Source organism: Ignavibacteriota bacterium, from assembly GCA_016212665.1.
GTDB lineage: Bacteria > Bacteroidota > Ignavibacteria > UBA10030 > SZUA-254 > FW602-bin19.
In genome coordinates this window covers 1-16,767 of record JACREZ010000041.1, presented here as the reverse complement: position 1 = coordinate 16,767, position 16,767 = coordinate 1, and the positions used below count along the sequence as shown (strand labels likewise).

At 46.0% G+C, this 16,767-nt stretch carries 9 protein-coding genes; all 9 read right to left on the bottom strand.

Annotation, left to right across the window (positions count from 1 at the left end; translation table 11 throughout):
- Nucleotides 1-32 precede the first annotated feature (32 nt).
- Nucleotides 33-3,677, bottom strand: coding sequence for a nitrate reductase subunit alpha (locus HY960_14840; GenBank protein MBI5217029.1), 3,645 nt, complete (start codon nt 3,675-3,677; stop codon nt 33-35).
- A complete protein-coding gene (locus tag HY960_14835) occupies nt 3,670-4,527 on the bottom strand; it encodes a c-type cytochrome (GenBank protein ID MBI5217028.1) in 858 nt (285 codons plus the stop codon). Before HY960_14835 ends, HY960_14840 begins: the two co-directional genes overlap by 8 nt.
- Nucleotides 4,528-4,541: 14 nt before the next feature.
- The gene (locus tag HY960_14830) at nt 4,542-5,018 is read right to left on the bottom strand and encodes an Rrf2 family transcriptional regulator (protein ID MBI5217027.1); all 477 of its coding nucleotides are present in this window, start codon (nt 5,016-5,018) and stop codon (nt 4,542-4,544) included.
- Nucleotides 5,019-5,321: 303 nt separating this feature from the next.
- Nucleotides 5,322-5,582, bottom strand: coding sequence for a thioredoxin family protein (locus HY960_14825; GenBank protein ID MBI5217026.1), 261 nt, complete (start codon nt 5,580-5,582; stop codon nt 5,322-5,324).
- 19 nt (nt 5,583-5,601) lie between these two features.
- Nucleotides 5,602-7,902, bottom strand: a complete 2,301-nt coding sequence (locus tag HY960_14820; protein MBI5217025.1) for an NADP-dependent malic enzyme — start codon at nt 7,900-7,902, stop codon at nt 5,602-5,604.
- Between the two features lie 44 nt (nt 7,903-7,946).
- Nucleotides 7,947-8,360: a hypothetical protein gene (locus HY960_14815; GenBank protein ID MBI5217024.1), complete on the bottom strand. Its 414-nt coding sequence runs from the start codon at nt 8,358-8,360 to the stop codon at nt 7,947-7,949.
- 26 nt (nt 8,361-8,386) lie between these two features.
- Complete coding sequence (locus HY960_14810) at nt 8,387-9,754, bottom strand: acetyl-CoA hydrolase/transferase family protein (protein ID MBI5217023.1); 1,368 nt, start codon at nt 9,752-9,754, stop codon at nt 8,387-8,389.
- A 188-nt stretch (nt 9,755-9,942) separates the two neighbouring features.
- Entirely contained in the window at nt 9,943-11,061 is a 1,119-nt protein-coding gene (gene ald / locus HY960_14805) for an alanine dehydrogenase (GenBank protein ID MBI5217022.1), read from the bottom strand.
- Nucleotides 11,062-11,389: 328 nt separating this feature from the next.
- On the bottom strand, nt 11,390-16,767 hold a 5,378-nt coding region (locus HY960_14800; protein ID MBI5217021.1), incomplete at its 5' end, for a T9SS type A sorting domain-containing protein.

Sequence of the window (16,767 nt, the reverse complement as noted above, 5' to 3'; positions counted from 1 at the left end):
TGTTCCGATTCCAATAATGCAAATTGAATGAGTTACCATATCAACTCCGGGCATTTTCTTACCAACACATGTGTATCACGGTTACATCCAATCGGTCCCCAATAATTAAAGTGGAACGTAAACTGTCCGTAGCCGCCAATCATGAGGTTTGGTTTTAGACGTGTCCGGGTAAGCGAGTTATGTCCGCCTGCTCGCTTGTTATTTCTCAGAGGCGATTTCGGGACTGAGTACGTTCGCTCCGGCGAGTGATAGATGATGCAAATGCCGCGTGGAATTCTCGCACTGACTGCCGCACGAGTAACCACAACTCCGTGGTCGTTATGCACTTCTACCCAATCGTTATCGAAGATGCCGAGTTCTTCCGCATCTTTGTCGTTCATCCAGAACGGTTCGACTCCGCGGGAAAGTGTTGTCATGCGTTGGTTGTCGCCGTAGGTCGAGTGGATGTGCCACTTGCCGTGCGGCGTTAGGTAATTGAGCATCATCGTCTTCCCGACTTCTTTGCTGAACCGCAAGTCTGCGTACTGTGTAGGAAGCGGTTTCGGTTTGTACGTCGGAAGATGTTCACCGAACATAATATATCCGGGATGGTCAAGGTAAAAATGCTGACGTCCCGTCAATGTTCGCCACGGAACCAATGCTTCTTTATTGTAGGTGAACGGCGAATATGCTCGACCATCTTCCGCCAAGCCCGACCACATCGGACTATTCAACAATCGAGTCGGCTTACTTTGTAATTCCTTGTATGATGTTCTTGTACCACGATTCTTTTCTGCAAGTTGAACAAGCGGCAACCCGGTTTTCTCTTCCATATTTTTGTATGAGCGATACGCGAGTTCACCGTTCGTTACCGTTGCCAGAAGGAGAATCGTGTCACACACATGAACATCATCTTTCAATGAAGGATATTTTTTTCCGTCAAACTCGACAGTCGGATGCGTGATAAGCATTTGGTCGTAGAAATCATCAATCGCATACTTCGTCCCGTGCGCGCCAAGTCCGTTTTGGCGCGCCATCGGACCGAAGGATATATATTGATGAAACACATTCTTGTAATCTCTGTTCATAATGGCAAAGCCGGGCATCGTCTTTCCGGGTGTCGCTTCGATTTCTCCATCAATCCAATTCTTGATAGATGGCTGAGCAATCTCCGCGGCAGAATCATGTGCGAGCGGTGTTGCGACTAAATCTTTTACCGGTTCAGGGAAATGTTTCTTCGCCAGTTCAGAAAACTTCTTGGCAATTGCTTTGAAAATATCCCAGTCGCTTTTCGATTCCCAACACGGAGGAACTGCGGCAGAAAGCGGATGAATGAACGAGTGCATGTCGGTTGAATTCAAATCTGCTTTCTCGTACCACGTCGCCGCCGGAAGCACAATGTCGGAATACAATGCCGACGTATCCATGCGGAAGTTGAGGTCAACCACTAAATCCATTTTCCCCTGCGGGGCGACTTCATGCCAGACAACTTCTTTCACATGGTCTTTTGCCATGTCTTCAGAAATTGTGTTGGTATGCGTTCCGAGATAATGTTTGAGGAAATACTCATGTCCCTTCGCGCTCGACATCAGCGCGTTCCCGCGCCAGATGTACCAAACACGGGGCCAGTTCTCCTGCGCGTCCGGGTCTTCAACCGAAAATTTTAACTCCTTCGATTTGAGTTGTTCGACTGCATACTTAATAATTTCTTCGTTCGTTTTCGCGCCAGCCGCTTCTGCCTCTTTAATCAAATCAATTGAATTTTTATTGAACTGAGGATAAAACGGAAGCCAGCCGTTTCGCACTGCCTTCACCTGTACATCCATCGTGTGCCCGTGAGCGAGCGAATCTTTCGGTTGCTTCTGTGGAACCGTGTGATAATCGGTAAAGTCTTTTTCGTAGCGCCATTGGTCGGTGTTGACGTAATGCCAACTCGGAGCGTTCTGTTGACGCGATGCCGGATACCAATCTTTCGCGAACGCAATCGCACCCCACGGTTCGCCCGGCGCTAATTTTTCCTGACCGACATAGTGAGCAAGTCCGCCGCCGTTCACGCCAACGCAACCGCAGAACATGAGCGCATGAATTCCCGCCCGGTACATCAGGTTTGCATGATACCAGTGATTGATTCCTGCACCAATGATTATCGTGCATTTGCCGTTCGTGTGTTGCGCGGTTGAACCCCACTCACGTGCAAACTGTAACAAATCTTTCCGCCCGATGCCTGTGTACTTCTCCGACCATGCAGGCGTGTACGGAGAATTTTCATCATCAAAATCTTTCGGGTAGTCACCTTTGAGCCCGCGGGAAACACCGTACTGTGCCATCAACAAATCATACACTGTTGCGACAGTAATAGTCTTTCCGTCTGCTGTTTGAATTTTCTTCACAGGCACTTCACGGACAAGTGATGTTCCTTCCGCAAAATTATCGAAGCGAACTTTCACAACACCATCACCCGAATTGAGGAATGTAATTTTCGGTGCGATGTCTGTTCCGTCCTGTCCGTCCTTGAGAATGAGGTTCCATTTTCCTTTTGCGGTTCCCCATCTGTCGCCAACGCTTCCCATCGGCATTTTCGGCTGAGATGCTGTTTCATCCCACATGAGGAATTTCCACTCGCCATTCTCGATAGCAGAATATTTTTGCAAACGATTCGCGCGAAGTAATTGTCCCGCCTCGAATGATGCGCCGTCTTCCTTCAGTTCAACAAGAAACGGAGCGTCTGTGAATTTCTTTGTGTAATCAATGAAGTAGGGAACTTGCTTTTCGTGATGGAATTCTTTCAACAAAACATGATTCACAGCCATCCACCATGCGCCGTCCTGTCCCGCGTTGACAGAAATCCAATGGTCGGCGTACTTTGCTACTTGATTGAAATCGGGAGCGAAGACATACATCTTTGTTCCGTTGTGCCGCGCTTCTGCGGCGAAGTGTACATCAGGCGTTCTCGTCATGTTCAGGTTCGCACCCATAACGGCAAGAAGTTTCGCGTTGTACCAATCGGCAGACTCGTTCACGTCAGTCTGTTCGCCCCACGTTTCGGGCGAAGCGGATGGCAAATCGCAGTACCAATCATAAAATGAAAGAGAGATTCCGCCCATCAATTGCATCAAGCGCGCGCCTGCGGCATAACTAACCATTGACATCGCGGGAATCGGAGAGAACCCGGCAATCCGGTCGGGTCCGTGCGACTTGATTGTGTGGATGTTCGCTGCCGCCATAATTTCCAACACTTCATTCCAACTTGTGCGACGGAATCCGCCTTTGCCCCGTGCACGATGCCAACGTTGCCGCGCTTCGGGATTATTGACCAACGACTTCCACGCATCTACCGGGTCTTCGTATTCGGCACGTGCTTTTCTCCAGAGGTCAACCAATGCGCCGCGAATATACGGATACTTCACTCGCAACGGGCTGTACAAATACCACGAGTATGAAATCCCTCGTTGACAGCCGCGTGGTTCGTACGGCGGCAAACTTTTTTCGAGCAACGGGTAATCGAGTCCCTGCATTTCCCACGTAACGATTCCGTCTTTCACATGAATCATCCACGTGCAACTACCCGTGCAGTTTACGCCGTGCGTACTGCGAACGACTTTATCGTGTTGCCAGCGATTGCGGTAAAATTCTTCCCAACTCCGAAGTTTTGGGTCTTCTTCATCTTTAATCCAGGGGATGATTCCGGTTTTATTCATGGATAATCTCCGATTTACGTTTTTCAACTAATGGTCGTCTTACTGCGCGGAAACGTTTGTTCCACACGACATCAAAAACAGCAAGCATTAATATCGCTCCGCCAAGCCCGAACAGAACAAAATTCAATCTCGCTGTCGCGGGGTCTTCCGGTGCACGTTGCAACGTGTGTTGAAAGTACGCTGTGAGTGCAAGAACTTCTTCAGGGTCGAGCGCTTGTTTTTTGAATACTGATTGCATGGTTGGAGTTGCGGGAGCGGAAAGCCATGTTGCAAGTGTTTTCCGTCCTTCATATCGTTCAAAGACGGTTGTTAATTCCGGTGCAAGTAATCCGCCTCCGAGTCCGCCGATGCCATTCACGCTGTGGCAGGAAATGCACGCCGGTCCGCCGTTCTTGAGAGCAATCGTCCCGAGAAAAATCTGATGTCCTGTTTCAATATCGTTTTGGTTGAAAGGTCTGTCGCTCAATTGCATTCCGGCAAACTGCGATTTTTCCAATTTCGATTCGGCGATAATTAAATCAAGCAATGCCTCTGCGCGGGCTTTGTTCATCCCGACAACCGTTGCCATGATTGCGCCACGTGAATCTTTCTGCAATTGCAGAGCGTACGGGTCGCCTGCCTCAATCATTCCTTTCGGGTCCATCATAAACTTGACGAGCCATGCGCGGTCTTTCCGTTCCTGTACATTTTTCAAATCAGGTCCCGTCAATCGTCCGCCGCCGATGGTGTGGCAACTCATACAATTCTGTTTGAAGTAATCTGCAGTCTCCTGTGCGATGGTAAGTGACGTAATTCCAATAACAAGGAGAATGACTACCGTTATTTGTTTCAAACAAAAAAAATGTCTCATAGCATTTCTCATATTCAGTTTACCGAAGCAATTTCTGTCGCTTGTATTTGATTCATCGCCTCTAACACGCTCAATTTATCGTCAATGTGTTTGCTGAGGTCTTCGATGGTTTTCTCATTTAACATTTTGAAAATAATTCCCTTTGCATCTTTCCAATCGGTATGAACGGGACAAGGTTTCTCATCACCGCAACTCGGAAATCCCATTACGCAATGACTGAGAAATGCTTCTCCGTCTATTGCACGAACGATATCAATCAACTTGATTTGCGTGGCATTTCGTCCAAGGTCAAACCCGCCGTTCTGTCCTTTATACGATGCAACTATTTCATGCCGGGCCAGCACTTGAAGCACTTTGCTAAGAAAATGATATGGAATGCGAAGCGAAGATGCGACATCAAGCAAATGAATCGGTTTCCCGTTCTTTGTCTTGGCGAGGTAAAGTACTGCCTGAAAAGCATACTCGCATGATTTAGAAAATAATACTGGCACGAATAAAAGTCATTTTAGATATTATTGTCCTATTCAATCATTATGCCATTGAGCAGGAAAATCATTTCCCTGTTTTTTAATATTTTTTAATGGGTATGTATGAAATTAAAGACATTTTTATCTCATTTATGATAAGAAAACAATCTTTATCATTTCATAAATGAAAAAAATATCTGTCAATTTTAATTATTTTACCAAGACGTTCTATCGAACGGAAACGAAAAGAGGAAACTACTTTTCTCCAAAATTAAAGAAAAGCAGTCTCCTTGTTAGAATTGATACCTCACAAAAGAAGAACGACTGTTAATTTTTTCGCGCTTCTTCGAGCCAAACTTTTACTTCATGAACGCTGGGAATTCTGCCGCTCGTCTTCAACTCATCATTGATAAACAGTGATGGAGTTTTTACCGTACCAAGCCGGGCGATTTTGTAAATATCACTAATCCACTCGACCTCGGCTTCGGTCGGAAACTGAGCGACGGCTTCTTCTGTGTTCATGAGTGTTTGCTGGGTCTTAATTCCCGGCAAACCGGCAACTTTGATGATCATATTTTTGGGTTTCATAATTGAAAAAAGAACTTTTTTAAAGAACCGGTACCGGTTCAAAAACTTTTGGTGTAATGCGAACCTGCGGAACAAGATGCTGGGCTTCAAACACTGCCATAGCGGTGATGTTCACAATGTCACTCACATCGTTCCCGGGCACAAGAAGATACACGGGCTTTTTAATCCCCATCAGCATCGGTCCGATGGCTGTTGCGCCACCAAGTCGTGAAAGTAACTTGTACGCAACATTCGCAGACGTCAAGTCAGGGAAAATCAACACATTTGCTCCGCTCTTCAGATTGCTGAACGGATATAATTCATGTATTATTTCAGGAACAACGGCAGAATCTGCCTGCATCTCACCATCAATCATTACATCGGGGGCTTTTTGCCTGACGAGTTTTACAGCCTTTTGGACTTTTTCGACCAACGGATGTTTTGTGCTACCGAAATTACTAAACGAGAGCATGGCGATACGCGGCTCAATACTGAATTGACGGACTTTCTCAGCCGTCAGAAGTGCAATCTCTGCAAGTTGCTCTGCTGTCGGCTCAATGTTCACTGTTGCATCAGCAATAAAAATAGTTTGATTCTTGAACACGAGCATATATAAGCCCGCAATCGTATCAACGCTTTCCTTCTTGCCGATGATTTGCAACGCGGGGCGAACCGTGTCGGGATAATGCTGCGTTAAACCAGAAATTAACCCGTCGGCATCACCACGTTCTACCATCAACATTCCGAAGATATTGTGCGTCTTCACCTGTCGTTCGGCATCGGAACGCGTGACCCCTTTTCGTTGCCGTGCATTATAATAAGAAGTTATGTAAGAATCCAACTTTTCAGATTTAGACGGATTGATGATTTCAATACCATCAAGACTCAATCCCAAATCGTTGATTCGCTGATGAATGAGCGTACGGCTTCCGAGCAGAATCGGCGTCGCAATATTTTCATCTACAATAATCTGAGCGGCGCGAAGTATTTTCTCTTCCTCGCCTTCTGGGAACACAATGCGTTTCGGTTCGCTCTGCGCTTTGTGAATGAAGAACCGCATCACCTCGCGATGTTTGCCGAGGCGCGCTTCCAACGAATCGCGGTACGCTTCAAAATCCTTAATCGGTCGCCGGGCGACACCCGATTCGATTGCCGATTTTGCAACGGCTACCGCTTCCCACAATAATACGCGCGGGTCGAACGGTTTCGGAATAATATACTCGCGATTGAATTCAATTTTCTTTCCGCCGTACGCACGGATAACAGAATCGGGAACATCTTCTTTCGCGAGTTTGGCAAGCGCCATCGCCGCGGCAATTTTCATTTCATCGTTGATTGCTGTTGCGCGAACATCCAGCGCTCCGCGGAAAATGAACGGGAACCCAAGCACGTTGTTCACCTGATTCGGATAATCGGAACGACCGGTCGCCATAATAATATCATCACGCGCATCGCACGCGTCGGGGTATGTTATTTCCGGATCCGGATTTGCCATTGCAAACACAATCGGGTTGTCTGCCATGGACTTCACCATTTCCTTCGTGACAATATCCTTGATGGAAACGCCGCAGAAGACATCCGCTCCGTTCATTGCTTCGACGAGCGTTCGCTTTTCTGTTTCCGCTGCGAAGTATTCTTTGTACGGGTTCATTCCTTCCGTTCTTCCTTTGAAGACAATTCCTTTTGTATCAACAAGAAGAATATTTTCTTTGCGGACGCCGAGCCGTTCATAAAACTTCGCACACGCAATTCCCGCCGCGCCCGCGCCGCTGAACACAACTTTCACTTCCGAAATGCTTTTGCCGACAATTTCCAACGCGTTCAATAATGCCGCTCCGCTGATGATTGCCGTTCCGTGCTGGTCATCGTGGAAGACGGGAATGTTCATCGTACGTTTCAATTCTTCTTCGATGTAGAAACACTCCGGCGCTTTAATATCTTCGAGGTTAATACCGCCGAATGTCGGCTCCAGCAACTGCACAGTTCTGATGATTTCATCGGCATTGTGCGTGTTCAACTCAATATCGAACACATCAATATCGGCAAAGCGTTTGAAGAGAACGCCCTTCCCTTCCATCACCGGCTTGCCGGCAAGCGCCCCGATATCGCCCAAGCCCAGCACTGCTGTTCCGTTTGAAACAACTGCTACGAGATTGCCTTTCGATGTGTAGAGGTACGCATCATCAGGATTCTTTTCTATTTCTAAACATGGCTCGGCAACACCCGGAGTGTACGCGAGCGAGAGGTCCCGTTGGGTTTGACAGGGCTTTGATGAAATTACTTCTATCTTTCCATGTCTTCCCTGCATGTGATAATCAAGCGCTTCTTGTTTCCGTATCATTGTTGTATTCCTAAATTTTTATTCTTCAGTATAAGGCAAATAAATTATTCTTGCATCGGAGACATCATTCCGGTTTCCTCGCTCAACGACTCATGACGATATTTCCAACACAGAAGCTCCTCTGCGGATGAAAGCAATGGTTCCACCAACTGAACATTTTTCACATTTTTCCACTTCGGAAGAATTTGGTCATTGAGAAATTTCGTTGCGAAACCATACACATCAATATCATCAAGCACATCCTCATCAATACACAAATACAGGTCCACTTCCGCCGAATGGTTGTTCATCGTGCGCGGGATAAGAGCATACGCCATCAAATCCGTATGCTTCCAAACATACTTCTTCGATTTTGTATTGTACGTGTTTGGCAAATCAAGCGGCTTGGAGATTGCTTTGTTTGTCTCAATCTTCAGTTCAATTTTTTCACATTGCTTGCAGGATTCTGTTGTTTCCATGATGATTCCAATGAATTGTTTCTGAGTCAGGGATTCGCTTCAGCGAGTGAGCGAGAATATACTCTTCCATTGCCGTTCATCGGCATAAACTTATTTTCGATTCCATAACGTTCGAGTTCTTCGCGGAAATCCGGATGAGCGATGTCAATCAATGCTCTCATTCTTTGCCGGATAGTTTTGCCGTACAAATCGGCAACGCCGTATTCCGTCACGACAAAGTGGACATCGCCTTTCGAGGTTGTCACTCCTGCGCCTTCTGCAAGTACGGGAACGATGCGAGAGAGATTTCCTTTCTTTGCGGTCGCAGGCAAAGCGATAATCGGTTTCCCCTCTTTGCTACGCGATGCGCCCCGGATAAAATCAACCTGACCACCGAAACCGCTGTAAAAATATCTGCCGATAGAATCAGCACAAACTTGCCCGGTCAAGTCAACTTCAATCGCTGAGTTGATGGCAACCATTTTATCATTTCGTGAGATGATGAACGGGTCATTCGTGTAGTGCGATGGATGGAACTCGATAATAGGATTATTGTTAATAAAATTGAATAACGGTTTCGATGCGAGAACAAACGAAGCAATAATTTTTCCGGGATGGAGTGTCTTCTTTTCGTTCGTCAAAATTCCTTCTTCCACTAATTTGATGACGCCGTCGGCAAACATTTCCGTGTGCATTCCGAGGTCCCGTTTGCCGTGAAGGAATCTCAGCACCGCATCGGGAATTGCGCCGATTCCCAACTGCAACGTCGAACCGTCTTCAATCAAATCGGCAATATTCTTTCCGATTTTTTCATACACCGTGGCTTCTTCCGGTGATGTATCTTTATCAACCTGAGGCAATTCTTTCAACGGAACATCCGCTTCAACCGCGTACGTGAACTTATCAATATGAATGAAACAATCACCCAACGTTCGCGGCATTTGCGGATTGACCTGAGCGATAATGACTTTCGCCACTTCCGTCGCGGGCTTCGTACACTCTACTCCAACGCCGAAACTGCAAAAGCCATGTTCATCCGGCGGCGAAACATGAATAAGCGCAACATCAATCGGGAGGATACCTCGATAAAACAATCCGGGAATTTCCGAAAGAAAAATCGGTGTGAAATCCGCCCGACCATCGTTCACCGCTTCGCGCATATTCTTCCCGATGAACAACGCATTGTGCCGGAAATGTCCTTCCATTTCGGGATTTGAATAACCGGTCTTTCCGACCGTGAGCAGGTGAATGACTTCAACATCTTCGAGTTCGTTGTGTCTTCCACACATCGCCTCAACCAACACTTCGGGCATTGCGCAGCCCGGATGCACATACACTCGTTGCCCCGACTGTATTACTCTTACTGCTTCATCAGCAGTTCTCAATTTCGATTTATAACGTCCTAACCAATTCATAATATATTTTTTAACTCAGCAATGTATCCCTATTAATAAATCCTAAATTCTAATTTCGAAATTCTAAACACCTGCCCGCAGCAGGCGGGAATTCGAATCCCGAATTGCTAAACAAAATTTCATAAGCAACATTTGAAAATTCGTATTTAGGATTTGTTTAGGATTTTGAAATTTGATATTCTGATTTTTCATTTGACTAATTCTTCAACATCAACTGCTGTTAACTCAAATCGTTTTGCAATTGATTCACTTGTACATTTTCCCTGAAACGTGGAGACGCCGTGCGCTAATCCTTTATTTTCTGCAATGGCTTGATGCAAACCCTTTCCCGTAATCTCCAATAAATACGGAAGCATCGCATTCGTTAAACCATTGGTTGCTGTTCGTGCTACGTTTGCCGGAATATTCGGAACACAGTAATGAATGACATTATGAGTGACATACACCGGGTTCTCCAACGAAGTCGGTCTGCTTGTTGCAACGCAACCTCCTTGGTCAATGGAAATATCGAGAATAATCGAACCCGGCTTCATCTGCTGAACCATTTCCGAAGTAACAAGATGCGGTGCGCGCTCTCCTTTAATCAATACCGCACCAATAACAACATCGGCAAACGGCAACGCCTTCTGAAGATTATATTCATTCATCAGTGCCGTTACAGCACGATGATTGAAACGATTTTCCAGAGTTCGTAATCTGCTCAACTCTTTATCAAGCACAATTACTTCGGCACCGACACCAAGCGCGACACGCGTTGCCGCCGCACCGACAGTTCCCGCGCCGAGAATGACAACCGTCGCAGGGGGTATTCCGGTAATGCCGCCGAGAACAATCCCGCGTCCGTAATTCGTACTTTCCAAAAATCGTGCGGCAATTTGAATTGACATTTGTCCCGCAATCTCACTCATCACCTGGAGAATGGGTAAATCTCCGTTCGCATCTTCAATCAGTTCATACCCGACCGCGCATATTTTTTTTTCAAGAAGCAACTCGATGACTCGCTGTTTTGCAATCGGCAGGTGTAGGAACGAGAGAAGCGTTTGGTCTTCTTCCAATCGCTCGCAATCGTTTTCGTTCGGCGGAGAAATTTTAAGAATGATATCCGAGCGACCAAAAATTTCATCGCTCGTATAAACTATCTTCGCTCCGACTTTTTCATATTTTTCGTCGGCAAAGTGTGATGCATCGCCCGCATTCTTTTCGATATACACAGCGTGACCATTACTAACAAGCGATTGTACACCCGCAGGTGTCAGTGCAACACGGCGTTCAAACGATGGGTTTTCTTTGAGGATTCCTACATTCATAACATTTTTTTTGATTGTTCCCGCTCTGAATTTGTCAACTATTATGCCAGATGAAATATACATTTTCTATGTAATTAACAGATAATACATCAATTCCATAGTCTGTCCTTTCAGAGTTGAGAAGAAACAAAACAAGGGGTGTCATGAGTGAGATAGTGAATAAAAAAGAGCGAAGTACAACACTTCGCTCTTTCATTAATTGACAAGTAACTCTCCAGATTCAACTCCATCAAACAAATTTATTGGAGCGAGTTGATTCCGGTTATCCTTCACAAATCACTTAAGGTTCAACCCCGCCTTTGTGGGGATTTCTGATTTAGTGACTGCGTCACTTAATCATCAACATCTTCTTCACATCCGTGAACACTTCCGATGTTTGTCCAAGTTCGTTTACACTCTCTACTTTCAGGCGATAGAAATACACACCCGAAGGCAGGTCGTTGCCGCTAAACTCGACAACATGGTTTCCAATATCAAGCGCTTCGTGATTGAAGAGTGTCGTGATTTCCTGTCCGAGAATATTGTAAATCTTCAGCGTTACGACCGAAGGTTCAGGCAGTGCAAACTGAATATTCGTTGCCGGGTTGAACGGATTTGGATAGTTCTGCGAGAGAGAATATTCAAGCGGAACTTCACCAAGTGAAATAATGTAATCCCGTTTTTGCCTGAGCAACGGTAGTTTGTTCGGGTCACGATAGAGGAACTTCACATCACGCAACCGCTTCACACCCTTCACACCCTTAATTACGATAAGATATTTCGACGGATTCGTCGGGTACTTCGGATTTTGTATGTGAATGGTATCCAATTCATTCAACAACAACGAAGATTTTTTATAGAAAGCACTATCAATCTTGCTGATGGTTCGATAGAGGAGTTCATAATAATACGAGGGCCAACGGAATGTCGTATCTCCGTTCAAGTGAATACGCCGGCTCAATGTTAACACGGAATCGGCAAACGTGAGAATTTCTCTGACAGACCAATGTTTGAACAGAGTATCTGCACGGTTCATCACATCAGCAGAATCATTGTTATAGAGCAGGTCGCCAAACCCACCCGGAATAATGCCGCTATCGCTTGCCGCAATGTTTGTTTTCGCAGCCGTCATCTCTGCAGAGAGTGCGTTCCCGAAGTTCCCGAAGTACGTTACTGTCGAGCCTTCGCCGGTGAAGGTTAACGGTCCTGGAACATATCTCTTCCAATCTTTTCTTCTCCTGTTGACAGGTTTATTTCTATCTAAAAGGTAATTCCTGATAATAGATGTATTAAACGACCAGAATCGAGTGGATGCTGAATGGTATCTCGATAGAGGTGAACGCAACCATCCATAGAAATCGGCGCTATCAGGCATTGGAACACCTACAAGTAAACGACCTTTATCAAGTATTTTCGAAAATATCGTATCACGCAACCCTTTGAAACGTCCTTTGTTGCTGTTGTAATCATCCACTAAGAACGTTCGCATTTTCACCGTATCGCCATCGTACGCATTACCGAAATCCAAACCGGAAGTATCGAGTCCGCTCGTCATCGAGACCGAATAATAACTATCCGGATACGTCTTCGTGAACATATTCTTTGCCGCTTCCTGAACTTTGTAGTTCCCGGCAAACACAGAATCGAAGAAGTACGTGCCATATGTTGTCGTCTTGGCAGTATCAACAACATTTTCGTTTTGATCCACAAGGAGAATGGTAAAGTTCCGCAAACCAATTTCGCCGCTTCCTTTCGCTCCTGAACTGTCGTAATCGTAGAACTTTAGTCCGCTGATTGAACCGAACTTGAAGTTCCCGAAATTCACATTCACGAGGTCCATTCCCGAAGTAACAAGATATGTATAAGAACCGCTCGATGGTTGCGTGAACGTCCATCCTGCTTGCTGTACTTCTCTCACGGTATATGTTCCGGCAACCAATCCGACAAACGAATACTCGCCCGCCTCATCGGTAAACATACTATCAACGACAGTGTTATTCTTTTCCAATTTGATAAGCCAATTGGAAAGCGTTCTGTCACCCGCGTTGTATGTCGAATCGCCAGTCATATCTTCATACTTGACGCCACTAATTGTTCCAAGTTTGAAGTTTGCAAAGTCTTTCCCTATTGCATTAGTACCTGAGACAATGCTGACCGAGTACGCCCTCGGTCCTGCATTCATTTCCGAAACCGGCGCAACAGAATTTGTAACACGCGGATATGTTTGAATCCATCCCGCTTTCAAACTTTCCTGTACGATATATGTTCCGGCAAGCAAGTTTGTGAACAGATAAGAACCATTCGAGGCGGTTGTTTGGCTCGACTGTAATTGTCCGTTCTTGAACAATTTAATTCTCCAACCTTGCAGTACAGAATCACCGACGGTCGCGCTGTCTTCAAACAAATCATTATACTTGATTCCGCTGATTGTTCCCATCTCGAAGTTCCCGAAATCATTATTCGTCGAACTGCCACCGGATTGCACACCTGCACTACCAACAATAATTTGATACGCACGGGGTCCGGCATTCACATCAGAAGCGGGAGAAACAGAATTCGCAACCTGCGGATATGTTTGCGCCCAGTTCGTCTTCAAACTTTCCTGAAGAATGTACGTTCCGGGAGAAATATTTGAGAAGGAGAAATCACCACTTCCCGACGTGCTTGTTCTTCCGACAAGTTGAGCATTCTTAAATAATTTAATTGTCCATTCGCTTAACGGAGTATCATTAACGACTGATGAATCACCCGCTGTATCCTTATACTTCACTCCGCTGATGTTCACATTTTGGAAGTTTCCAAAATTAACATTTATCGAATCAATCGCTGACAGAATTTGTATTGTATAGACCCCACCCGTCGGGGCAGTCTGCGTCCAACCCGTTTGCGATTGCTCCTCAATCAGCCATTGACCGATATCGGAGATTGTGAAAGTGAATTGATAATATCCGCTTTCATCGGTTGTATCGTAACGGACATCAAGTCCTTTCGTTGCACGAACAACCCAGTTCATCATTCCGACATCTTCTGCATCCTGAGTTCCATCAGCATCGAAGTCGTTGAACTTATAACCGGAAATTGAAGGATTCTTGAAGTTTCCGAAATCCTTGTTCTGTGCGTTCGTATCAATGTCAACATATTGTGAATAGGTAACGGACGGAGGATAGGTTTGTTCCCATCCGATTTCCATCACTTCACCGATTGTCCACAATCCCAACTGACCCGGACCGAAGAGCAATTCATAATATCCCGATTCAGATGTTACCGCTTCGACAGAATAGATATCACGCGAAGCAAGAATCAACCAGCCAACCAATCCCGGCTCACCGGCATCGCGTGCGCCATTTCCATTCAGGTCATTGAATTTCACACCGCTGACTTTTGGCTGTTTGAAGTTGCCGAAATTCTTCCCGGTTGAATTCGTACCGGAAAAAACCGTCACAGTGTACGTTCCGGGAAATTGCGGCTGAGTTTCAAACCAACCATACTGAACGGTTTCAGAAATCACCCAATCGCCAATCTCCGAAGTTGTAAAGACGAATTGATAATAACCGTTCGCATCGGTCGTCTCTTTCTTCACTGCTTCATTCTTCGTCGCGATGATTTCCCATCCTTCCAAACCGCTTTCCTGCGGTTGGTCCCAAACACCGTTGCCGTTCCGGTCATAATATTTATAACCGGAAATGCTCGCTGCCTGGAAATTTCCAAAGTTTACGTTTTGTGTATCAACATGGGAAACGATGTTGAGTGAATAACTTCCGTTATTACCCGGAAGTGTCTGTACCCAACCTGCCTGATTGGATTCAGAAACAGTCCACATGCCTGCATCAACTGCATCGAATGAAAATTCATAGTAACCAAGTTCATCCGTCGTATCGTTCTTTGTTGACAATCCTTTTGAAGCAACAATCTCCCAACCGGAAAGTGTCGTTTCACCATCGTCCCAGATGCCGTTGCCATTTGTATCATCAAATTTATAACCCGATACTTTAGAACGGAAGAAGTTTCCGAAATTATTTCCTGTTGATTGAACACCGGAAGTAATTTCAATTGAATACGTTCCGCTCGCCGGTTCAGTCTGCGTGTAATTTTCCTGAGCCGTTTCTCCGATATTCCACGTGCCGCTCTCATCCGATGCAAACGCAAATTCATAGAATCCGTTCGCGTCAGTCGTATCCTTCTTTACTGCGAGATCTTTCGAGGCGGTTATTTCCCACCCGCTCAATACCGGTTCACTTTCGGCTTGCCGAATTCCATCACCGTTCATGTCTTCATATTTGACACCACTGATAATTGCCTGACGGAAATTCCCGAACTCAATTCCCGTAAATGTTTGCCCGCTTGTTGTGACAACCACATCCGACGGATTCGGAGTCGTCTGTGTCCATCCTGCTTGGTTCGCTTCACGGACTTTGTACGTTCCGGTAAATAAATTTCCTATTTGATAATTACCATTGCTGTCAGTCGTATCATGACGTTCTCCACTCTCAAAGAGTGAATTATCATTCGCATCAAGGAAGATAATCCAACCTTCCAAACCGCTCTCCAACGCATCTTTCACGCCGTTACCGTTCGCGTCTGAGAATTTTATTCCGCTGACGAAAGCAAGTTGGAAGTTACCAAAGTTCTGTCCGCTCACATCCGTCCCACTTGAGGTGGTAATTGATGACGGATTTGCAGTGGTTTGCACCCAACCCGCTTGCACCCCCTCACTCAACAAGTACGTGCCGGGTCCCAAGTTGGTGAACGAATAATTTCCATCAACATCTGTCGTCGCGGAATCAGTCGCTGAACCAGTCAGATAAATCTTCCAACCGGAAAGTCCGGGGTCTTCCGCATCTTTTGTTCCATCACCATCCATGTCATTGAACTTCATCCCGCTGATGCTGACCTTTTCAAAGTTCCCGAAGTTCTGTCCGTTCACATCCGTGCCGCTTGATGTCGTTATCGCGGATGGATTACTTGTTGTCTGCACCCAGCCATTCTGTGATTCTTCACTCAAACTGTACGTGCCGGGTCCCATTCCAACAAACGAATAATTTCCATTCGCATCCGTCGTCGCTGAATCGGTCGCTGAACCATTCAGAAAAATCTTCCAACCTGAAAGTCCGGTATCTTCCGCATCTTTCGTTCCGTCTCCGTCCAAGTCATTGAACTTCATCCCGCTGATAGAGACTTTCTCAAAGTTTCCAAAATTCTGTCCGCTAACATCCGTACCGCTTGATGTTGTGATTGCCGATGGATTTGCTGTTGTCTGCACCCAACCCGCTTGCACCCCCTCACTCAACGAATACGTGCCGGGTCCTAAGTTGGCAAATGAATAATTTCCGTTCGCATCGGTCGTCACCGAATCTGTTGCTGAACCGGTCAGATAAATCTTCCAGCCGGAAAGTCCGAGGTCTCCAGCATCTTTTGTTCCGTCGCCATCCATATCATTGAACTTCATCCCGCTGATGCTCACCTTCTCGAAGTTCCCGAAGTTCTTTCCACTCAGGTTTGTGCCACTTGTTGCAATTGTCTCGCTGTACGTTCCACCGACAGGCGCTGTCAATAACCAGCCACTCTGCATTTCTTCCGTGATGGTGTAATTCCCTTGCGCAAGATTCACGAACGAATAATTTCCGTTCGCATCTGTTGTCGTCGAATCAACCCGGTCTCCGCCAATATAAATCTTCCAACCGCTCACACCATTATCTCCCTCGTCTTTTACACCGTCTCCGTCCATGT

Coding starts and splice junctions, on each gene's coding strand:
- HY960_14840 (MBI5217029.1), bottom strand. CDS start 3,677: ATGAATAAAACCGGAATCATCCCCTGGATTAAAGATGAAGAAGACCCA.
- HY960_14835 (MBI5217028.1), bottom strand. CDS start 4,527: ATGAGACATTTTTTTTGTTTGAAACAAATAACGGTAGTCATTCTCCTT.
- HY960_14825 (MBI5217026.1), bottom strand. CDS start 5,582: ATGAAACCCAAAAATATGATCATCAAAGTTGCCGGTTTGCCGGGAATT.
- HY960_14820 (MBI5217025.1), bottom strand. CDS start 7,902: ATGATACGGAAACAAGAAGCGCTTGATTATCACATGCAGGGAAGACAT.
- HY960_14815 (MBI5217024.1), bottom strand. CDS start 8,360: ATGGAAACAACAGAATCCTGCAAGCAATGTGAAAAAATTGAACTGAAG.
- HY960_14810 (MBI5217023.1), bottom strand. CDS start 9,754: ATGAATTGGTTAGGACGTTATAAATCGAAATTGAGAACTGCTGATGAA.
- ald (MBI5217022.1), bottom strand. CDS start 11,061: ATGAATGTAGGAATCCTCAAAGAAAACCCATCGTTTGAACGCCGTGTT.